The following is an 18,913-nucleotide window of genomic DNA, read 5'->3' as shown; positions in this document are numbered from 1 at the left end:
TGCATACTCGATAGAATGCAATCGGCTGGGGCCTGCTAAGCGATTTTGCTTAAGGCATCGCGACCTCAAAGCCCCTGGGCCCACGACAAAAGATTGACTATGAAACTCATTGGATCCTACGGCAGCCCTTATGTGCGCAAAGTGCGCATCGTGATGGCCGAAAAAAAGCTCGACTACCAGTTCGTCATTGAAGACGTGTGGGCCGCGGGCACGACCATGTCTGAATCCAATCCTCTGGGCAAGGTGCCCTGTCTGGTCATGGAAGGCGCCAACGGATCGGAAGAAGCCGTTTTCGACTCGCGCGTTATCGTCGAGTACCTGGACACCCTTTCGCCCGTCGGCAAGCTGATTCCGGTGCAGGGCCGCGAACGCGCCGAAGTGAAAACCTGGGAAGCGCTGGCCGACGGCCTGCTCGACGCAGCCATCCTCGCGCGGCTGGAGGCCACCTGGGCCGGCCGCAACGACAAGCAGCGCTGCCAGGTCTGGATAGACCGCCAGATGGAAAAAATAGACGCCACGGTGCGTGCCATGAGCACCGGCCTGGGCGACAAGCCGTTTTGCAGCGGCATCCACCTGAGCCTGTCCGACATCGCGGTCGGCTGCGCCCTGGGGTACCTGGACTTCCGTTTTCCGCAGATCGACTGGCGCACGCCCCACCCCAACTTGACCCGGCTGTATGACAAGCTGGCGCAGCGGCCAAGTTTTGTTGACACCCTGCCTTCCTGAGTTTTCACGCAGAATCAGACCCCGGCCCATGACGGATGGGTGCACTCAGCTATAAAATCAGGAGCACTGCAGGAGTTCTTCAATCAAGCCGGGGCCGCGGATCCGGCTTTGCCGGTCCGCCAGGCGCAGCGGCCCCCTCGGGGCTGGTGCCTGCGGCTCCAAACCTGCTTGAGCAGGTTGGGACAGGCGCCAGAAGCGAAGCCTCTGGCGAGCGGCGGCCTGCAAGGTGCAGGGAGCTACACGAGGTGAGCGACCGTGGGGGCTAATTACCCGCCCGTTTTTTCAGCCAGCGCATCAGGCTGCCCAGCAGCGGCAGCTTTTCATACAGCTCCTCGGCGGCGTCCCAGTAGTCGCGGTGGCGCACCACCAGGCCGGCTTCGTTGAAGCTGATGTGCGAGGCGCCGCGTATGGTCTGCAGCTGTTGCGGCCCGCGTCGCCTGAAATAAAACTCGAAGTCCCAGGTCAGGAAACACTGCCGGCCGTCGACCACCTGCGCCGTCACCACAAAACGCGGCCGCTCCAGTGCCACATACATGTGGTTGAAGATGCGCTGCACCTGCGCCAGGCCCTGCACCTCGTTGAACGGGTCCTTGAACCAGGCATCGACCGCATAGAACTCGCCCATGCGCGCCACGCTGGCCGGGCTCAGGGTTTCAAAAAAATGCACCAGCGGCTCAACCGGGTCATTCGGGGTTGGGTTCATGGGGTGCTCACAGGCCTGTAAATTTTCGGATCGCCGGAAAATACAGCGCGTACGGCAAGAGGCGCAGGGTCTTCATCCAGAGCGTAAACCGTTTCGGAAAGTGGATCTCGAACTGGCCCCGCGCCCAGCCAGCCAGGATCTCGGCCGCCGCCTGCGCCGGGCTGATCAGTGCCGGCATGCTGAACTGGTTGCCCGCGGTCAGTGGTGTTTCGACAAAGCCGGGGTTGACGAGACTCACCCCCACGCCGCTCGCCTGCAGGTCCAGGTACAGGGTTTCGGCCAGGTTGATCAGTGCCGCCTTGGTCGGGCCGTAGGCCAGGCTTTGCGGCAGGCCGCGGTAGCCGGCAACGCTGCCAACCAGGCTGAGGTGGCCGCTGCCGCGTTGCAGCATCGCCGGCAGGACCGCGTCGATCACGTACAGGGCTCCCACGTAGTTGACCTGCTGGTGCCTGAGCATCTCTGCCAGGTCAAAAGCGGTGGCGCGTTGTTCCTTGTAGTAACCCGCGCAATACATCATCAGGTCCAGCGGCCCCTGGGCCAGCACCGATTGCGCCGCGGTTTGCACCGCAGCCGCGTCCGACGCGTCGAGTACCAGGGCCTGTGCGCCGGGGTGGGTGGCCACAAAACCCTCCAGCGCTGCGACATTGCGCGCGGACACCACGACCTTCGCGCCGGCCTCATGCAGGGCATGCGCCGTGGCCTGGCCAATGCCGCTGGAGGCGCCGACCAGCCACACGGTTTTGCCGTGCCAGTCACGAAGGGGAAGGTTGTACGACATGGTGCTGATTTGTTATAAAAATGATAGCTGGTGGCGCAGGTGGATCAAGGGCTGCAGGCCAATTTGACTTGAAGGATGGAGGCGCGCTCAGCGTTTCGTGAACGACAGCGTGACCTCACCGAGCCGGATGCCGAACTTGCTCATTACCGCCTTGTTGAGCAACACCTTGTCGTTCATCAGGTACATCCAGTCGTCGAACTGCACCTCGATCACGCGCCCATCGACCGGCAGCTTGAGCGTGTAGCCCCAACGGAAGGCATTGCCCTTTTCCTCGCCGGCGGCTTCGCCGAGCACATCGGCGGCGGTACCGGTGTAGCGGCCGTCCGGCGTGCGTTTGAGGGTCCAGACGCGGCGGTCCGTGCTGCCGTCCGAGTAGGTGAAGGCTTCGTCGAGCACGCCGGTCTCCGCGCCCTGCGGGCCTTGCCAGCTGCAGGTCATGACCACGGTGAAACGTTTGACGACCTTGCCGGATCGGTCGGTGAACACGCCGTACGCATCGACCGTGCCGTTGAAATACTGGCGCATGTCGAGCACCGGTTTCTCGGCGGCGTAGTCGCTGATCTGCGGGCCGGCGCAGCCCGCCAGACCGAGCAGCAGGGGTAGGGACAGGGCCAGCGCGGCGGCTGTCTTGTGGAGGAAGGGTTTCATGGGGTGGCCTTTTCAGGTTCTGACGGGTGTTGGATGACGAAAAAATAGAGGCAGGCGGCGGCGGCCAGCTTGAGCAGGCAGGGCAGCACGCAATACGCCACCAGCAACGCATTGAGCGCCTGCGCGTCGCGCGCGCCGGGGGCGTAGCCGAACAGGCCGAGCAGCGGCAGGGCCAGGCCGGCGGCCAGCGCCAGGTTGAGCTTGATGGCGAAATTCCACCAGCCGAAGTAAGCGCCTTCGGCCCGGCCCGACTGGCCGTTGGCCTGGATGACGCCGGCCAGCAGCGCCCCGGGCAACGCCAGGTCGGTGCCCAGCGCGATGCCCGACAGCGCGCAGACGATCACGAAGGCCGCGGTGTCCCCGGCGGCGATCTGCGTCGCCCAGCCAAAGGTGGCGATCGCCAGAACCATGCCCATCAGCCAGGTGGGCGCCAGCCCGAACCGTTTGACCAGCGCCAGCCACAGCGGAATGGACAGGGCTGCGCTCACAAAATAGCTGCCCAGAAACAGCGGCTCCTGGCTGGCCGGCGCCTGCAGCCGGTCCTGGATGAAAAACAGCACCAGGGTTGCCGGCACCGCGCTGGCCGTGCCGTTGAGCAGGAACACCGCGAGCAGACGGCGAAAGCCCGGCTGGCGAAACGGCAGCCAGATCGAGGTCGCCGCCTGGAGACCGGCGGGTGCGTGCTGCGGCACCGGTCGGTCGGCGCGCGTCCAGGCCAGCCAGCCGACCGTCAGGGCGACAAAAAACAGCGCGGTGCTGGCCGGCAGCCCGAACACGACCGGCGTGATCGACGCGAGCACCACACCGACCAGACCCAGGCCCTCGCGCCACGCCACGATGCGGCTGCGCTGGCGTTCGTCGCCGCCCAGCATCGCGCCCCAGGACTGGTGCGACACGCTGAGCGCGCTGTAGCCGGCATAGGTCAGCATCAGCATCAGGCTGGCCCAGACCACCAGCGCCGACGGCGCACTCACCAGCGGAAAAAACAGCAGCGCAAAACCCAGCGCCAGCACCAGCGCGGCGACGGCGCCCAGCCCCAGCACCGCCCTGGCCGAGCGTGCAAACAGGCGGTCGCTGAGGCGGCCCAGCAGCGGGTCGATCAGGGCGTCAAACAGGCGCGCGCCCAGCAGCACCGCGCCCAGGGTGGCCAGCGGCACACCGAATTCACGGGCGTAGTGGTTGGGCAGGATCACATACAGTGGCAAGGCTACAAAAGCCAGCGGCAGGCCCAGCAGGCCATAGGCCAGGCCGTTGCGGGTGCCGAACGCACCCGGGGCGACGGCAGGGTTCACGAGCCTGCTCCGGCCACCAGCGCATTGCGCAGGCCGGGCTCCGAGGTGCCCGGCGCCAGCCAGATGCCGAAGAAGCGCCTGGCAAACTCCGCGTCGCGGATCTCGCCCAGCGGCTTGCCGTTCATCCAGAAGGCTGCGCCCACGCCGGGCCGGTGCACACCCATGATGCGGTCGCCCTTTTTGACATCGGGCAGCACCCTGCGCAGCGCGGCCGACCACTGGTCCGCCAGGTCGTCGCTGACTGGCGCGGTGCGGCGCATTTCCGTGAGCGAGCGTTCGGCGATGGCCTGCCCTTCAAACGCGCGCAGGTAGCTCAGCTCCAGCGCCAGCGCATGGTTGGCAAAGTTGTCCACCCGAAAGCCCGGCGCCGCCCACAGGCGCGCGTCGTAAACCTGAAAGCCGAAAACCCGCAGGCGCCCGCCGCCCAGCAGCCTGCCCTGCGGCAGGGCGCCCTCCAGCTCCGGCGGCCTGGGGCTGCCTGCCCTGGCTTCGGTGCCGGTCTGCGCGGCGGCTGGCACGGCGCCGCTGGCGGCCATGACCAGCGTCAGCGCCAGCAGCAGCACGCCCGTCAGATCTTGCGCAGCGTGTACTGCACCACGTCGGTGTTGGCCTGCGCGAAGGCGGCCTCGCAGTAGGCCAGATAGAACTCCCATATGCGGATGAACCTTTTGTCAAACCCGAGCTGGAGCACCCGTGACTCTTGCGCCATGAACTGTTCGCGCCACAGCCTGAGCGTGTGCGCGTAGTCCTGGCCAAACGAAAATTCGTCGATCACCTCCAGCCCGGCGGCCCGCGCCTGGGCGCGGAACTCTTTCGGGCAGGGCAGGCAACCGCCCGGAAAGATGTATTGCTGGATGAAGTCGGTCGACGAGACGTAACGCTCAAACAGTTCGTCGGCAATCACGATGCTCTGCACGCAGGCCAGACCGCCCGGCTTGAGCAGGCGTGCCACCGCCTGAAAGTAGGTGGGCCAGTATTCACGTCCGACGGCTTCGACCATTTCAATCGAGCAGATCGCGTCAAACGGCGCATCGTTGCTGGTTTTGCCAATGTCGCGGTAGTCCTGCAACCTCAAATCGGCCTTGTCGGCCGCGCCTGCCCGGGCCATGCGCTGCTGCGCCCAGGCGAGTTGTTCGGTGCTCAGCGTCACGCCGACGACGGAGGCGTCAAATTCGGTGGTGGCCATTTCGGCCAGAGCGCCCCAGCCGCAACCGATTTCCAGCACGCGGTCGCCGGCTTTCACGCCCGCCATGCGCAGCGCGCGCCTGACCTTGGCATGCTGCGCATCCTTCATCGAGGTCTGCGGTGTCTCGAAGATGGCCGATGAGTAGTTCATCGTGCCGTCCAGCCACAACTCGTAGAAGGCATTGCCCAGGTCGTAGTGCGCGTGGATGTTTTTCTGGCTGTTGGCCTTGGTGTTGCGGTTGAGCAGATGCTTGACGCGGTAGGCCAGGCGCCCCAGCCAGGTGCCGTAGATCACGTCCTCGACTTCCTTGCGGTTGACGATCAGCACGCGCAGCAACTCGGTCAGGTGCGGGGTGGTCCAGTCGCCGGCGATGAAACTTTCGGCGAAACCGATGTCGCCCGAACGCAGCGCGGCGCTGCAGACTTTCCAGTTCACCAGACGCAGGCTGGCCGTGGGTGCCTCGCCCGAGCCGAAACGCTGCATGCTGCCGTCGGGCAACTGCAGGGTCAGGGTGCCGTGTTTGAGGCGTGACAGCAGGCGAAAAGCCGTGCGTGCTGCGGCCGGAGCCCCGCTGGGCAACGCGAACGGGGGACGGGCGGCGCGGGAAGCAGGGGTGTTGGTGGCAGTGTTCATCGGGTCACAAAAATTTCAGGGGGCTGGGGTTTGCTGACAAATGGCACACGTTTGCGCCAGAGCTTGAGGGCCTGCCAGTGAATGCGGGCCACCACACCCAGCGTCATGGCCGGGTAGCCCCACAGGGCCTTGCGCAGCGTGGCCGCGGTCAGGACCTGCAGCGTGCCGGCAACGCTGGTTTGCAGCAGCGGCCCTTGCCCATCGTCGTAGTCGATGCGCGCCACCGTTTTTTCGATGCCTTCGGCTTCGGCCCGCATGAAACGGAAGCGATAAAAACCGTCGAGCGTGCAAAACGGCGACACGTGAAACACCTTGACGGCCTGCAGTTCCTGGCCATAACGCGGTCGGTCGAGCAGATAGCAGTGGCGCTCGCCAAAGGTGTTGTTGACTTCCACAACGATGGCGCGCAATTCGCCGTCGGCACTGTGGCAGTACCAGAAGCTGACCGGCTTGAAGGTGTGGCCGAGCACCCGTGGGTAGGTGTGCAGCCAGACCTCGCCGCCGGCGTCTGTGATGCCCTCGCGCGCCAGCAGCGTATCGACCCAGGCCAGGCAGTCGTCGCTGCCCTCGCCGTGATCGCGGTCAAAAAAGCTCAGTGCCGCGCAGCGGTTGCGCGCCAGCGCGCCGTTGCCGTTCTGGCGCAGGCTGCGCAGCGGCAGCATCAGGAAATAGGTCGGGTAGTTGAAGGCGTTGACAGCGGGCTTGAGGCGGGTGTGCCGCACCTCGCCAAAACCGATCAGCGCTTGTGCAGGGCTTGCGCTCATGGCGTAGCTCCAGCGCAGTCCTGCAACAGCTGCCGGGCCACGCCCAGTCCCGACTTCAAACCGTCTTCATGAAAACCATAACCGGTCCAGGCACCGCAGAAATAGCTGTGCTGGCGGCCCTGCAACCCGGGCAGCTCTTTCTGCGCACGGGTGGCTGCCGCGTCAAAAACCGGGTGGGCATAGTCGAATTCGCCCATGATGTGCTCAGAGGCGATCGGCGCCGCCGGGTTCAGCGACACCACCACCGGCTGGGTAAATGGCAGCGGTTGCAGCATGTTCAGCAGGTAGTGCAGGCAGACCCGGGAGGACTCGCGCTGTGGGTCCTGCGCGCGCTCGTAGTTCCATGCGGCCCAGGCCAGCCGGCGCGCCGGCAGCACCGAGGTGTCGGTGTGCAGCACGGCGCGGTTGGGCTGGTAGCCGATGGCGCCCAGCACCGTGCTTTCGGCGCCACTCGGGTTGTGCAGCAGGGCCAGCGACTGGTCGGAGTGGGTGGCCAGCACGACCTTGTCGAACTGTTCGTCGGCGCTGTCGGTGATCACGCGCACACCGCCCTGGGCGGAGAAGGCATCGCGGACGATGCTGTGCACCGGGGTGTTCAGGCGTTTGTCGGCGATGCTGGCGACAATTTTTTCAACGTAATGCCGGGCGCCACCGGTCACCGTCCACCACTGCGGCCGGTCGGCCACCTGGATCAGGCCGTGGTTGTGGCAGAAGCGGATCATGGTGGCCACCGGGAATTGCAGCATCTGGTCGGTCGGGCAGGACCAGATGCAACCCAGCATCGGCAGGAAATACCAGTCGCGGAACTCGGCTGAAAAGTTGCCCTCGCGCAGGAAGTCACCGAGCGGCTGCATCATGGCCGCTTCCGCGCCGCTTTCGGCCAGCGCCGTGGCCGTGCGGTTGAAACGCATGATGTCGCGGAGCATGCGCCAGAACTTCCAGTTCAGCAGATTGCTGCGCTGGGCGAATACCGTGTTCAGGCTGGAGCCGCTCCACTCCAGGGCGCCGCGCTTGCCGCTGCCCGGGAGCTTGACCGAAAACGACATGTCGGACCGGGCGGTGACCACGCCAAGCTCCGCAAACAGCTCGATCAGGTGAGGGTAGGTGCGCTCATTGAAGACCAGAAAGCCGGTATCGACACCGTGGGTAACCAGGCCTTGCGGCGTGGGCAGGGTGATGTCGACCGTATGGGTGTGGCCGCCAAAGTAGCTGCCGGCCTCGAACAGGGTGAGGTCGGCCCGGCCCCGCAGGGCGTGGGCGGCCGCCAGCCCGGCAATGCCGGAGCCGACGATGGCGACCTTGGGGCGGGCTGGAGAGTTCATCTCACAGCCCGGAAGATAAAAATGCTGCGAAGCGCCCCGAAGCGAACAAGGGAGGGAGGGAGGAGGAGGAGAACCGCCCCGGGATTGCATCCGCACCGCGAGCGGCCGGAAGTCTTCGCAACAAAAAACAGTGCCTGTCGGCGTCAGGCTGGCGTGTCCGTGCCGATGCAGTTATGAGTCCGCGACCCCGCCTGCAGTTCCCCGAGGGGAGGAGCGGGTTGATGTAAAAATTCGTTAACGTCGCGGAGGTCATCAAGAAATCGGGTGTGAATGGCGTGCGTGGAAAAAGAAGTGTTGTCCGTCAAGTCCCAAAAAAGACTAAGTGGTTAAATTATTACCGATTGGTATTTATTTGCCTAGCAATTTCTCTTCTATGTCCTTGAGAAAAGCAGGGTCTTTGGGGTCGGTGGCGGTGTTGAAGCTAGTCACACGCTGCCCATCGCGCGCCACCACGTACTTGTGAAAGTTCCAGCGCGGTCGCTGACCGGTCTTCTCGGTCAGCTGCCGGAACAGCGGATTGGCCGCCGGGCCAGACACACTGGATTTGACGAACATCGGAAACTTCACGCCGAAGGTGTTTTCGCAGAAGTCGGCGATTTCCTTGTTGCTGCCGCTTTCCTGGGAGAAGTCGTTGGACGGGAAGCCCAGCACCACCAGGCCCTTGTCCCGGTAGCGGGCATACAACGCTTCAAGGCCCTCGTACTGGCGGGTGAACCCGCAGAAGCTGGCGGTGTTGACCACCACCAGCACCTTGCCGCTGTACTGGCACAGGGACTGGGGCTTTTCGTCCTGCAGGCGCAAAAAGCTGTGTTGCAGCAGGGGGGTGCATGCCGGCGCCGTGGGGGCCGAAGCGATGCCGGGTGTGATCGCCCGGGCCGGGGCGAGGGCCGTCATGCCCGCCAGCAGGGCCAGCAAGAGCCAGGGTTTAAGGGACGGGTGTTTCATGATCTTGCTCGCTGTTCAATAATGGAAGGTCTTGGTGCGCAGGCTGTGCGCCACAGGATCAAAGTAACGGTAACCTGCCCTTGACCAATAAAAATACGCATTGTGGGCACGATCAGATTCAAGCATGCTGCCCCCCTTTTCTTCCCTGCCCGGTCCGGTAGTTCCCGGCCCGGCCGGCGCCCCTGCCCGCGGCTTGACGATTGCCGCGGTGGAGCGTGACACGGGCCTGTCCAAGGACACCCTGCGGGTCTGGGAACGACGTTACCTCTTTCCCCTGCCCGAGCGCGACATGCACGGCGAACGCCTGTATTCACGCGAGCAGCTCGAGCAGCTGCGCCTGATCAAGCGGCTGCTCGACGCCGGCCACCGGCCCGGGAAGGTGGTGGGCTTGCCGCATGCGGAGTTGCAGGCCCTGGGCCACCAGGCCGGCGGCAGAAAGCAGCGTGCGCGTGGGCAGCGCGGCAAGATCACTGCGACCGCGGAAGACGGCAGCCCCGCGGCAGCGGTCCTGGCGCCGCAGGTTCAGGCCTGTTTTGAGCTGGTCAGGCGCCACGATGCGCCTGGCCTGCGCAGCACCCTGGCCAGCGCTGCGCAGGAGCTGGGCCTGGCATCGTTCGTCAGCACCCTGGTGGTACCCCTCAACAAGCTGATCGGCGACGCCTGGATGAATGGGCAGCTGGAAATTTTCGAGGAACACTTCTATACCGAGTCGGTCACGGCCGTGCTGCGCCAGGGCATCGGCGGTCTGGGCAATGGCGTCGCCGCGTCACCCCGGGTCCTGCTGACCACGTTTCCTCAGGAGTCGCACGGACTGGGCCTGCTGATGGCAGAAGCTTTTCTGGCGCAGCAGGGCTGCAACTGCCTGTCGCTGGGCGTGCAAACGCCGGTGCCCGACATTGCCCGGGCGGCGCTGGCGCACGGGGCCAGCATCGTGGTGCTCAGCTTCAGCGCCAGCCTCAACCCCAAGGATGTGACGCAGGGGCTGGCTGACCTGCGCGGCCTGTTGCCGCCGGCGGTGGAGATCTGGACCGGGGGGGCCTGTCCCGTGCTGCAGCGCCGCAGCGTGCCGGGCGTGTATGTGCTCGACAGCTTTGCCGCCATCGAACCGGAACTCCTGCGCTGGAGTCAGGCGCGACCCTGATCCGGCGCGGTGGCCTTCTGGCGGCGTTGGCCGCTACCCAAGGTCGGCGCAAGGGTGTAGAAGGGGTGAAGAGGCGTGCCAAACGCGCCATCGCCCTGAACCCCGCCTGACGAAGGGCTGAAATCCTGCTTGAAAAAGCCTGTCACATTCAGCCCCTAAAATCGGAGTGAATCTAGTGCTGCGCTTGCCGCGTAAGGAGTGTCTATGCTTTATCCCGAACTTTTCAAACAGCTCGAGTCCGTCCGCTGGGACATGGACAAGGACATTCCCTGGGCCAGTTTCGATGCGTCCAAGCTGACCGACGAGCAGGCGCAGACCATCAAGATGAATGCCATCACCGAGTGGGCGGCACTGCCGGCCACCGAAATGTTCCTGCGCGACAACAAGGATGACAGCGACTTTTCCGCTTTCATGTCGATCTGGTTTTTCGAAGAGCAGAAACACTCGCTGGTGCTGATGGAATACCTGCGGCGCTTTCGCCCCGAGCTGGCCCCTACCGAAAAAGAGCTGCATGAGGTGCGTTTTGAATTCGAACCCGCCCCCGCGCTCGAGACTCTGATGCTGCATTTCTGCGGCGAGATCCGGCTCAACCACTGGTACCGGCGCGCCAGCGAGTGGCACACCGAGCCGGTGATCAAGCAGATCTACACCCAGCTCAGCCAGGACGAGGCGCGCCACGGTGGGGCCTACCTGCGCTACATGAAACGCGCCATCAACAACTTCGGCAACGATGCCAAGGCCGCCTTCACCAAGGTCGGCGTGTTGATGGCCAGTGCCAGGCGCACGGCGCAGGCGCTGCACCCGACCAACCTGCACGTGAACAAGGCCCTGTTTCCGCGGGACACCATCCAGTCGCGCCTGCCCAACCCGGAGTGGCTGGAGCACTGGCTCGACAAGCAGATCGATTTCGACGCCGTCTGGGAAGGCAAGGTGGTCGAACGCATCCTGCACAACATGAGCCTGCTGATGAACCAGAGCTTCAAGTCCGTGCAGGAGCTCAATCGTTACCGCAAGGAACTGGGCAAGGAAATCGCGGCATCGGTCGCCCCGGCACCGGTGGCCACTGGCGCCTGATGTCCGACATCCGGTGGCCCAGCGCGTCGGGCGGCCGCAGCCGCGTCGTCGCCCGGGGCGCCCAGGTGTTTGCGGTGGCCAATGCCAGTGATGCCGGGCTGGATTTTTCCGGACAACTGGCGCAGACGCTGGTCATGCTCGATGCCCACCTCCGTCACGTCGGCGCGACCGCGCCAGCTTGCTCAGCGTGCAGGTCTTCCTGAGCGACCTGCAGCACAAAAAACAGCTCGATGTTGCCTGGCGCGAATGGATCGGTGAGGACAGCGCCACCTGGCCGCAGCGTGCCGTGGTGGGTGCGCAGCTCGATGGCGGCCTGCTGGTCGAGATGGTCGGGCTGGCCTTCCGTTAAAGTGGCGTGATGCAAGGCGCATCCACCCCACCTCCTTCCCCCATCTTCACCCACAAAATCGTTTCCCGCGGCGAAGCGGCCCGGCGCGTGGCGGCACTGCCGCGGCCTGTGGTGTTCACCAATGGTGTGTTTGATGTGCTGCACCGTGGCCACGCCACTTACCTGGCCCATGCGCGGGCGCTGGGAGGCAGCCTGGTGGTGGCGCTCAACACCGACGCCTCGGCCCGGCGCCTGGGCAAGGGCCCGGACCGCCCGCTCAACAACGAAGAGGACCGCGCGGTGCTGATGGCGGCGCTCGAATCGGTGAGCCTGGTCACCTGGTTTGACGAGGACACGCCGCTGGCGCTGATCACCGAACTGCGGCCCGACATCCTGGTCAAGGGCGGCGACTATGACATGGACAAGCTCGCCGAGACGGCCGTGGTCAAGGCCTATGGCGGCCGCGCGCTGGCGATTCCGTTTGTCGACGGCTACTCGACCACGGCGCTGGTACAAAAAATTCGCCACGCGGCCTAGGGCCGGCTGGCCCTGCCCTTGGCAGCGATGTATGCTATTAAATCAGGAGCTGCCTGCGCAGGAGATACAAGGGCCCGGGACCTGAATGATCCTCAAGGCCCGTGTTGTTGCCGTCTGCGGCGACTTATGGCGCCGGCTGCGCTTGCCCGGCGCCGGGCACGCTGTCGGGCCGGCGTCCACGCAAGCGGTCCACCAGGCGCTTGACGCCTTGCCCAAGATCATCCACATAGGTGAACACCGCCGGTATCACCAGCAGGCTCAAAAAGGTCGAGGTGATCAGACCGCCAATCACCGCGACGGCCATCGGTGAGCGAAAGCTGCTGTCTGCAGAGCCCCAGCCCACCGCAATCGGCAGCATGCCGGCGCCCATCGCAATCGTGGTCATCACAATCGGCCGGGCGCGTTTGTGGCAGGCGTCGAGCAGGGCCTCCAGCCTCGACATCGGTGGCTGGGCGGGCTGGCTGTCGGTGGCTGCGCGGCCGCGCCGCGCTTCAATCGCGTATTCGACCAGCAGGATGGAGTTTTTGGTGGCCACCCCCATCAGCATGATCAGGCCGATCAGCGACGGCATGGAAAAACTCTTCTGCGCAATCAGCAACCCGACAAACGCGCCGCCCAGCGACAAGGGCAAGGCGGCCAGAATCGTCACCGGGTGCAGGAAGTTCTTGAACAGCAGCACCAGCACGATGTAGATGCAGAGCACGCCGGTCAGCATGGCCAGGCCAAAGCTGGCAAACAGCTCGCCCATCACCTCGGCATCACCAATGACCACCTGCTTCACGCCGGCCGGCAGGTTGACGATGGCCGGCAGCTTCTGCACCGCCGCCGTCACGTCGCCCAGCGCCTGGCCCGACAGCTCGACTTCAAACTGAACGTTGCGCGAGCGGTTGAAGCGGTCAATCACGGCCGGGCCGCCGGCCATCGTGACGCTGGCCACCTGGCCCAGCATGACCGGGCCGCCGGGTTTGTTGCTCGGCACCATCAGCCGCTCCAGCGCGGCCAGGTCGGTCCTGGCGTTGTCGGCCAGGCGCACGACGATCGGGATCTGGCGCTGCGACAGGTTGAGCTTGGGCAGGGCGGCGTTGTAGTCGCCCACCGTGGCAATCCGAAGTGTCTCGCCAATGGCGGCGCTGGTGACACCCAGGTCGGCCATGCGTGCAAAGTCGGGCCGTACCGTCACCTCGGGCCGCACCAGCGAGGCGCTGGAGGCCACCGAGCCCAGGCCGGGGATGGTGCGCAGGTCTTTTTCAAGCGCTGCGGCTGCGCCCGCCAGCGCCACCGGGTCTTCGCCATTCAGCGCCAGGATGTATTTCTCGCCCGAGCCGCCCAGGCCGACCTTGCTGCGCACGCCGGGCAGCTGCTCCAGCGCCTTGCGGATGTCGTTTTCAATGCCCTGCTTGCGCGGCCGTTCGCCCCGATCGGTCAGCAGGATGGTCAGCGTGGCTTTGCGGGTTTCCGCCGCGCCACCGGGGGCAAATGGGTCGGTGCCGGCGGCGCCGCCGCCTATCGTGGTGTACACACTTTTCACATCGGGCAGCCGGGCAATCAGCCCACGCGCCATTTCGGCGGCCGCCCGGGTCTCGGCCAGCCGGGTGCCGGGCGGCAGCTCCAGATAGACCTGGGTCTGGGAGTTGTCGTCCGGGGGAATAAAGCCGGTCGGCAGCAGCGGGATCAGCAGCAGCGAGCCGACAAAAAACGCGCCTGCCGCCAGCCCGGTGACAAAGCGGTGCTGGATGCACCATTGGCTGGTGCGCATGTACCAGCGCATCACCGCGCCGTCCTTCTCAACATAATTGACGATGGGTTTGAGAATGTAGGCGGCCATCATGGGCGTCAGCATGCGTGCCACCACCAGCGAGGCAAACACCGCCAGGGCCGCCGTCCAGCCGAACTGTTTGAAGAACTTGCCGGCAATGCCGCTCATGAAGGCGGTGGGCAGAAACACCGCGATCAGCGTGAAGGTGGTGGCAATCACCGCCAGGCCGATTTCATCGGCGGCTTCCATTGCCGCCTGATACGGCGTCTTGCCCATGCGCAGGTGACGCACGATGTTTTCAACCTCGACGATCGCATCGTCCACCAGAATGCCGATGACCAGGCTCAGCGCCAGCAGCGTCACCACATTGATCGAGAAGCCCAGGTAGTTCATGCCGATAAACGCCGGAATCACCGACAGCGGCAAAGCCACCGCCGAGACAAAGGTGGCGCGCCAGTCGCGCAGAAACAGCCACACCACCAGCACCGCCAGAATGCCGCCCTCGATCAGCAGCGTCAGCGAGGCGCCGTATTCGTCTTCCACCGGGGTCACGAAGTCAAAGGCCTCGGTGAGCTCGATGTCGGGGCGGCTCAGCTGGAGCTCCTGCAGCGCGGCGCGCACGCCACGCCCGGCCTCCACCTCGCTGGCGCCCTTGCTGCGCGCCACTTCAAAACCGACCACCGGCACCCCGTTGAGCAAGGCCGCCGAGCGTTGCTCGGCCACCGTGTCCTGCACGTCCGCCACCTGGTTCAGGCGCACCTTGCGGCCGTCGCCGACCGCCAGCTCGATCAGGCCCAGCTCGGCAGCCGACTGCACGGTGGCCAGGGTGCGCACCGGCTGCTCGCCGGTACCCAGGTCGGTGCGGCCACCGGCGGTGTCCAGCTGCACCTGGTTGAGCTGACGCGAAACCGTGGCGGCGCTGACCCCGAGCGCGGCCATCTTGGCCGGGTCCAGCGCAATCCTTACCTCGCGGCTGACGCCGCCGACGCGGGTGATGGCGCCCACACCCGGCACCGCCAGCAGGCGGCGCGTCAGGGTGTCATCCACAAACCACGACATGGCTTCATCGTCCAGGACCTTGCTGCGTATCGTGTAGGCCAGCACCGGCGAGGACGCGAGGTTGATCTTGCTGACGATCGGGTCGCGCACATCGGCGGGCAGGTCGGCGCGTACCTGCTGCACCGCCGAGCGCACCTCGTCCAGCGCTTCCTGGGTGGGCTTTTCCAGGCGGAACTCGGCGGTGATGGTGGTCGAACCGTCCTGTACCTTGGTGTAGATGTTTTTCAGGCCCTGCAGCGAGGCGATGGCGTTTTCAATCTTGCGCGCCACGTCGGTTTCCAGTTGCGCCGGCGACGCACCGGGCAGGCTGGCACTGACCACGATGTTGGGCACATCCAGGTCAGGAAAATTCTGCACTTTCATCGACTGGTAGCTCAGCACGCCGGCAAAACACAGCATGACAAAAAACATGATGGCGGGAATCGGGTTGCGTATGCACCAGGCGGAAACGTTCATGCTTTTCTCCGGCAATCTGCTATTTATTTGGTAGCTGCTGGCGCAGTACCAGTCTGGGCGGAGGCCTTGTTTGGCTCCACGGCGGCGGCGGGAGCCGCAGCGAGCTGGACCGTGTCGCCATCGGCCAGAAAGGCCGCGCCCACCGCGACATAACGCTCCCCGGGTTTGGCGCCCTGCACAATTTCCACCGCATCGCCGAGGCGGCGGCCGGTTTGCAGCTTCACCTGCACCACCTTGTTGTCGGGCCCGATCCGCATCGCGTAGCTGAAGCCGTCACGCAGCACCAGCGCCTGCTGCGGCAGCGTCAGCGCATTGACAGAGCCCAGCGCAAATTCGCCCTGGGCGTACATCCCGGCCTTGACCCCGGGGTTGCGCGGCAGGTCGACATAGACCAGCGCATAGCGTGTCAGCGGGTCCACCGTGGGTGCCACCATGCGAACCGTGCCCCTGACTTTTTCGCCGCTGGCGGCAGTCACCAGCGCGGTGGCGCCTGGCTTGATGCGGGTGATTTCGTTGCTGGTGACCTCGGCGCGCCACTCCAGCCGGCCGCCGCGTATCAGGCGAAACAGCTCGGTGCCGCTGCCGACCACCGCGCCCACGGTGGCGCTGCGGGCAGAAATCACGCCGCTGTCGGGCGCGACCACCCGGGTGTTGTTGCCGCGCAGCTGCTGGGCGTCGAGCACTGCCTGGGCGGCGGCCACACGTGCTTTGGCGGTCTGCTCGGCGGTGGTGTACTGGTTGATCTGCTGCGTGCTCAGCGCGCCGGAGTCTTGCAGCGTGCGCGCGCGCGCGGCGTTGCTGGCGGCATCGAGGGCCGTGGCTTGCGCCTCGACCAGGCTGGCGCGGGCTTGCGCCACATCGGCCTGCACGCTGTCGCCGGAAAACCGGGCCAGCAGCTGCCCGGCCTTGACGGTGTCGCCGACATTGACCAGCACCTGCGTCAGGCGCAGGCCGCTGGACTCCGAGCCAATCACCGCCTCCTGCCAGGCGACGATGTTGCCGTTGGCATTGAGCGTGATCGGCAGACTGGTGGGGGTGGGCTGCGCCACCGACACGGTGAGCGCCGGTTTGACGCTGCTTTTGCCCGTGTTTTTGGCGTTGGCGGCCGATGCGGCCGGCTCACTGGAGGGCCACAGGAAGTAGGCGGCGACGGCCAGGGCGGCCACGGCGGCGGTGATCAGCAGGGCCGGCTTGAGTCTGGGATGGTTCATGGTGATGGATCATTCAAACGGGGAAAACAGCACAGGAAAAGGGCGAGGTGCGGGGCTGCGGCCTAGCGCGCAGCGGCCGCGGTGGGTGTTGGGGTGAGCGCGCTGGCCCTTGCGGGGCCGTCGAGCGCGGGTGTCCAGCCGCCGCCCATGGCACGGTACAGCGCCACCCAGGCTGCGAGGCGCTCGCGTTGAAGCGTGACCAGCGCGGTTTCCGCCGAAAGCTGGACGCGCCGGGCGTCTTCCAGCTCCACCAGACTGGCCAGGCCGTTGCGATAGCGTGCCTCGGTGCCGGTGAATGAGGCGCGGTAGCCGGCCCTTGCCGTTTGCGCGTCGCCCTCGCGCGCGGCGGTGCTCTGCAGCGTGACCAGGGCTTCCTCGACCTCGCGCACGGCCTGCCGCACCCTGGCGCGGTACAGCGCCGCGGCTTCTTCGTAGCGCGCCTCGGCGGCCTGCACATCGGCAGCGCGGCGGCCGCCATCGAACAATGGCAGGCTCAGGGTCAGCGGCCCGATCGACCAGGTGTCGAGGGTGGTGGTCACGCCGCCGGCGCGAAAACGCGCGCTACCGACCGAGCCGCTCAGGCTCAGGCGCGGGTAACGCTCGGCCTGGGCGCTGCCCACGTCGGCGCTGGCCGCCGCGACATCGCGCTCGGCGCTGAACACATCGGGGCGCTGCGCGAGGGCACTGGCGGGCACATCAGCTATCAAAAACATAGCTGGTTGCGCTGGTAGATCGGGGGCTGCAACCACTTTTTGTCTTATATCGGGCTCAGCCAGGCCGGTCAGCGCCACCAGGGCCTTCAGGTCGAGCTCGCATTGGGCGCGCTGCTGCGTGGCCCGGCCGCTGGCTTCGGCCGCACTGGCACGGGCCAGTGCGTCGGTGGCCGGCGCGGTGAATCCGGCGCCCGTGCTCAGCCCAGACAGGCGCGCCGTCTCGCCGCGCGAGGCGGCGTCCGATTGTGTGACGGCGACCAGCCGGCGGCAGGTGCGCAGGCTGTAGTACTGGTTGGCGACCTCGGCTGCGACGGAAACCCGGGCATCGTGCCATTGCGCCTGCGCGCCGGCCAGGCGCTCCCCGGCCGCGTCGCGGCCGGCCAGCCGGCCCCCGAACACGTCGATTTCCCAGCTCGCCTGCAGGCCGGTCTGCGTGGTGGTGGTGACCGGCGCCGGGCCGGGCCCGGTGGGCTGCTGCGAGCGGCCCCGGCTGGCACTTGCCGACGCATCAAGCGAGGGCAGCAGGGCCGCGCCGGCGGTCACCCGTGCGGCGCGGGCCTGTTCGATGCGGGATCGCGCCGTGGCCACGGTCGGGCTCACCGCCTGGGCGGCGGCGATCAGTTCGACCAGCAGGGGGTCACCCTGCTGCTGCCACCACTGGCTCAGGTCGGTCAGGGCGCCGTTGTGCGGCAGGCCGGCGCTGCCGGCTTGCGCAGGCAGGGGGGCAAACCATTGCGCAGGGCTGTTGGCAGAAACGGCTGCCGGGGGGCTTTGCAGTGCGCAGGCACCCAGCAGCAGGGGCGCCAGCGTGCAGGCGATTCGCAGGACAGGATTCATGGCTTGTTCTTCTTGAGGGGGGGCAGGGTAGCGCGCCGCACGCGCTCGACCGACACCATGGCTTCCGCGAAGTCCAGCATGCGGTCGGCAAACAGGTCGATGGCTTTGGGCGAGGCAATCAGTTGCGGCCGCACCGCCTGCATCACGTCGTGACTGACATACATCTGCATCGCCAGGCCGGTGATGGAAAAAGCCAGCCGCTGCAGGTCGTCGTCGGCTTTGGTGACACCCAGATGACGACACAGCACCTCGACCAGGGCCGCATGCGCCGGCTTGATATTGCTGTCAATCTGTTCGGCCCACAGGCCAGTCGGCTCCAGCATTTCACGAAAGTGCAGGCGGGTGAACTGGCGCGCCAGTTCACCCTGTTTGAGTGGCTGCAGAAACCCCGAAATAAAGCCGCCCAGCGCTTCGCGCAGGCTCAGGTGGGCCGGCTGATAGCGTGAAATATCGTCACACGGCTTGCCCAGAGGCTCGGTGAACACGGCCTTGTACAGTCCCGCCTTGTCGCCGAAGTAGTAGCTGATGGCTGCAAGGTTCACGCCGGCGGCCTGCGCAATTTCGCGCGTCGATGTCTTGGCAAAGCCTTTTTCGGCGAACAGCCTGAGCGCGGCCAGCAGCAGGTGGGCGCGCGCCTCGGCACCGTCGGCGCGCTGTTTGCGGGCTTCGTGGCCAGTAGCTGGTGGCCGGGCGGGCAGGGAGGATTTCATGGGGTCGATTGGATCACATAAATCAAACGATTGATTTAATTAAAACAATTGTTTCAATTTGATGCACGGCGGACAGGCACGCCCGCGGCCCGGC

General features: G+C 65.8%; 19 protein-coding genes. 6 read left to right on the top strand and 13 right to left on the bottom strand.

Annotated features, from left to right (window positions below):
• The first annotated feature begins 99 nt into the window (after positions 1-99).
• The gene (locus PSV26_RS22490; RefSeq protein WP_300511995.1) at positions 100-726 is read left to right on the top strand and encodes a glutathione S-transferase C-terminal domain-containing protein; all 627 of its coding nucleotides are present in this window, start codon (positions 100-102) and stop codon (positions 724-726) included.
• A 262-nt stretch (positions 727-988) separates the two neighbouring features.
• On the opposite strand, the gene PSV26_RS22485 is transcribed toward PSV26_RS22490, so the two are convergent.
• The 9 genes from PSV26_RS22485 to PSV26_RS22445 all read right to left on the bottom strand — a co-directional run bounded on the left by PSV26_RS22485 (position 989) and on the right by PSV26_RS22445 (position 8,997).
• Positions 989-1,429 carry a nuclear transport factor 2 family protein gene (locus tag PSV26_RS22485; protein WP_300511996.1) on the bottom strand — a complete coding sequence of 147 codons (441 nt, stop codon included), beginning with the start codon at positions 1,427-1,429 and terminating at the stop codon, positions 989-991.
• A 7-nt stretch (positions 1,430-1,436) separates the two neighbouring features.
• Positions 1,437-2,207: an SDR family NAD(P)-dependent oxidoreductase gene (locus tag PSV26_RS22480; RefSeq protein ID WP_300574274.1), complete on the bottom strand. Its 771-nt coding sequence runs from the start codon at positions 2,205-2,207 to the stop codon at positions 1,437-1,439.
• Between the two features lie 87 nt (positions 2,208-2,294).
• Positions 2,295-2,855: a DUF3833 domain-containing protein gene (locus PSV26_RS22475; protein WP_300574272.1), complete on the bottom strand. Its 561-nt coding sequence runs from the start codon at positions 2,853-2,855 to the stop codon at positions 2,295-2,297.
• Positions 2,852-4,147 carry an MFS transporter gene (locus PSV26_RS22470; protein WP_300574270.1) on the bottom strand — a complete coding sequence of 432 codons (1,296 nt, stop codon included), beginning with the start codon at positions 4,145-4,147 and terminating at the stop codon, positions 2,852-2,854. Before PSV26_RS22470 ends, PSV26_RS22475 begins: the two co-directional genes overlap by 4 nt.
• Positions 4,144-4,710, bottom strand: a complete 567-nt coding sequence (locus tag PSV26_RS22465) for a chalcone isomerase family protein (protein ID WP_300574268.1) — start codon at positions 4,708-4,710, stop codon at positions 4,144-4,146. Before PSV26_RS22465 ends, PSV26_RS22470 begins: the two co-directional genes overlap by 4 nt.
• 5 nt (positions 4,711-4,715) lie before the next feature.
• On the bottom strand, positions 4,716-5,966 hold the full coding sequence (locus tag PSV26_RS22460) for a cyclopropane-fatty-acyl-phospholipid synthase family protein (protein ID WP_300574266.1): 1,251 nt from the start codon (positions 5,964-5,966) through the stop codon (positions 4,716-4,718).
• The gene (locus tag PSV26_RS22455; protein ID WP_300574264.1) at positions 5,963-6,730 is read right to left on the bottom strand and encodes a DUF1365 domain-containing protein; all 768 of its coding nucleotides are present in this window, start codon (positions 6,728-6,730) and stop codon (positions 5,963-5,965) included. The genes PSV26_RS22460 and PSV26_RS22455 overlap by 4 nt, the downstream gene beginning before the upstream one ends.
• On the bottom strand, positions 6,727-8,052 hold the full coding sequence (locus tag PSV26_RS22450; protein ID WP_300574262.1) for an FAD-dependent oxidoreductase: 1,326 nt from the start codon (positions 8,050-8,052) through the stop codon (positions 6,727-6,729). Before PSV26_RS22450 ends, PSV26_RS22455 begins: the two co-directional genes overlap by 4 nt.
• Before the next feature lie 348 nt (positions 8,053-8,400).
• Positions 8,401-8,997 carry a glutathione peroxidase gene (locus PSV26_RS22445; protein ID WP_300512004.1) on the bottom strand — a complete coding sequence of 199 codons (597 nt, stop codon included), beginning with the start codon at positions 8,995-8,997 and terminating at the stop codon, positions 8,401-8,403.
• Between the two features lie 124 nt (positions 8,998-9,121).
• On the opposite strand from PSV26_RS22445, the gene PSV26_RS22440 reads away from it, so the two are divergent.
• From PSV26_RS22440 to rfaE2, 5 genes are all read left to right on the top strand, one after another.
• Positions 9,122-10,138 carry a MerR family transcriptional regulator gene (locus tag PSV26_RS22440; RefSeq protein ID WP_300574260.1) on the top strand — a complete coding sequence of 339 codons (1,017 nt, stop codon included), beginning with the start codon at positions 9,122-9,124 and terminating at the stop codon, positions 10,136-10,138.
• Between the two features lie 204 nt (positions 10,139-10,342).
• Positions 10,343-11,212 carry a ferritin-like domain-containing protein gene (locus tag PSV26_RS22435; RefSeq protein WP_300512007.1) on the top strand — a complete coding sequence of 290 codons (870 nt, stop codon included), beginning with the start codon at positions 10,343-10,345 and terminating at the stop codon, positions 11,210-11,212.
• Complete coding sequence (locus PSV26_RS22430) at positions 11,212-11,415, top strand: hypothetical protein (protein WP_300574258.1); 204 nt, start codon at positions 11,212-11,214, stop codon at positions 11,413-11,415. The genes PSV26_RS22435 and PSV26_RS22430 overlap by 1 nt, the downstream gene beginning before the upstream one ends.
• Positions 11,400-11,561 carry a hypothetical protein gene (locus tag PSV26_RS22425; protein WP_300574256.1) on the top strand — a complete coding sequence of 54 codons (162 nt, stop codon included), beginning with the start codon at positions 11,400-11,402 and terminating at the stop codon, positions 11,559-11,561. The genes PSV26_RS22430 and PSV26_RS22425 overlap by 16 nt, the downstream gene beginning before the upstream one ends.
• Positions 11,562-11,570: 9 nt before the next feature.
• The gene (gene rfaE2 / locus PSV26_RS22420; protein WP_300574254.1) at positions 11,571-12,077 is read left to right on the top strand and encodes a D-glycero-beta-D-manno-heptose 1-phosphate adenylyltransferase; all 507 of its coding nucleotides are present in this window, start codon (positions 11,571-11,573) and stop codon (positions 12,075-12,077) included.
• Between the two features lie 124 nt (positions 12,078-12,201).
• On the opposite strand, the gene PSV26_RS22415 is transcribed toward rfaE2, so the two are convergent.
• The 4 genes from PSV26_RS22415 to PSV26_RS22400 all read right to left on the bottom strand — a co-directional run bounded on the left by PSV26_RS22415 (position 12,202) and on the right by PSV26_RS22400 (position 18,819).
• On the bottom strand, positions 12,202-15,348 hold the full coding sequence (locus tag PSV26_RS22415; RefSeq protein ID WP_300574252.1) for an efflux RND transporter permease subunit: 3,147 nt from the start codon (positions 15,346-15,348) through the stop codon (positions 12,202-12,204).
• Positions 15,349-15,371: 23 nt separating this feature from the next.
• Complete coding sequence (locus PSV26_RS22410) at positions 15,372-16,559, bottom strand: efflux RND transporter periplasmic adaptor subunit (protein ID WP_300574250.1); 1,188 nt, start codon at positions 16,557-16,559, stop codon at positions 15,372-15,374.
• 62 nt (positions 16,560-16,621) lie between these two features.
• Positions 16,622-18,109: an efflux transporter outer membrane subunit gene (locus tag PSV26_RS22405; protein ID WP_300574248.1), complete on the bottom strand. Its 1,488-nt coding sequence runs from the start codon at positions 18,107-18,109 to the stop codon at positions 16,622-16,624.
• Positions 18,106-18,819, bottom strand: a complete 714-nt coding sequence (locus PSV26_RS22400; protein ID WP_300574246.1) for a CerR family C-terminal domain-containing protein — start codon at positions 18,817-18,819, stop codon at positions 18,106-18,108. Before PSV26_RS22400 ends, PSV26_RS22405 begins: the two co-directional genes overlap by 4 nt.
• Positions 18,820-18,913: the final 94 nt, after the last annotated feature.

This window comes from Polaromonas sp. (genome assembly GCF_029945685.1).
In the GTDB taxonomy this organism is placed as follows: domain Bacteria; phylum Pseudomonadota; class Gammaproteobacteria; order Burkholderiales; family Burkholderiaceae_C; genus Polaromonas.
This window is presented reverse-complemented; position numbering and strand designations above follow the sequence as displayed.

What these genes read in the sequence shown, in the direction of transcription:
- PSV26_RS22490 (WP_300511995.1), top strand. Translation starts at nt 100, where the DNA reads ATGAAACTCATTGGATCCTACGGCAGCCCTTATGTGCGCAAAGTGCGC.
- PSV26_RS22485 (WP_300511996.1), bottom strand. Translation starts at nt 1,429, where the DNA reads ATGAACCCAACCCCGAATGACCCGGTTGAGCCGCTGGTGCATTTTTTT.
- PSV26_RS22480 (WP_300574274.1), bottom strand. Translation starts at nt 2,207, where the DNA reads ATGTCGTACAACCTTCCCCTTCGTGACTGGCACGGCAAAACCGTGTGG.
- PSV26_RS22475 (WP_300574272.1), bottom strand. Translation starts at nt 2,855, where the DNA reads ATGAAACCCTTCCTCCACAAGACAGCCGCCGCGCTGGCCCTGTCCCTA.
- PSV26_RS22460 (WP_300574266.1), bottom strand. Translation starts at nt 5,966, where the DNA reads ATGAACACTGCCACCAACACCCCTGCTTCCCGCGCCGCCCGTCCCCCG.
- PSV26_RS22455 (WP_300574264.1), bottom strand. Translation starts at nt 6,730, where the DNA reads ATGAGCGCAAGCCCTGCACAAGCGCTGATCGGTTTTGGCGAGGTGCGG.
- PSV26_RS22450 (WP_300574262.1), bottom strand. Translation starts at nt 8,052, where the DNA reads ATGAACTCTCCAGCCCGCCCCAAGGTCGCCATCGTCGGCTCCGGCATT.
- PSV26_RS22445 (WP_300512004.1), bottom strand. Translation starts at nt 8,997, where the DNA reads ATGAAACACCCGTCCCTTAAACCCTGGCTCTTGCTGGCCCTGCTGGCG.
- PSV26_RS22440 (WP_300574260.1), top strand. Translation starts at nt 9,122, where the DNA reads ATGCTGCCCCCCTTTTCTTCCCTGCCCGGTCCGGTAGTTCCCGGCCCG.
- PSV26_RS22435 (WP_300512007.1), top strand. Translation starts at nt 10,343, where the DNA reads ATGCTTTATCCCGAACTTTTCAAACAGCTCGAGTCCGTCCGCTGGGAC.
- PSV26_RS22430 (WP_300574258.1), top strand. Translation starts at nt 11,212, where the DNA reads ATGTCCGACATCCGGTGGCCCAGCGCGTCGGGCGGCCGCAGCCGCGTC.
- rfaE2 (WP_300574254.1), top strand. Translation starts at nt 11,571, where the DNA reads ATGCAAGGCGCATCCACCCCACCTCCTTCCCCCATCTTCACCCACAAA.
- PSV26_RS22415 (WP_300574252.1), bottom strand. Translation starts at nt 15,348, where the DNA reads ATGAACGTTTCCGCCTGGTGCATACGCAACCCGATTCCCGCCATCATG.
- PSV26_RS22410 (WP_300574250.1), bottom strand. Translation starts at nt 16,559, where the DNA reads ATGAACCATCCCAGACTCAAGCCGGCCCTGCTGATCACCGCCGCCGTG.
- PSV26_RS22405 (WP_300574248.1), bottom strand. Translation starts at nt 18,109, where the DNA reads ATGAATCCTGTCCTGCGAATCGCCTGCACGCTGGCGCCCCTGCTGCTG.
- PSV26_RS22400 (WP_300574246.1), bottom strand. Translation starts at nt 18,819, where the DNA reads ATGAAATCCTCCCTGCCCGCCCGGCCACCAGCTACTGGCCACGAAGCC.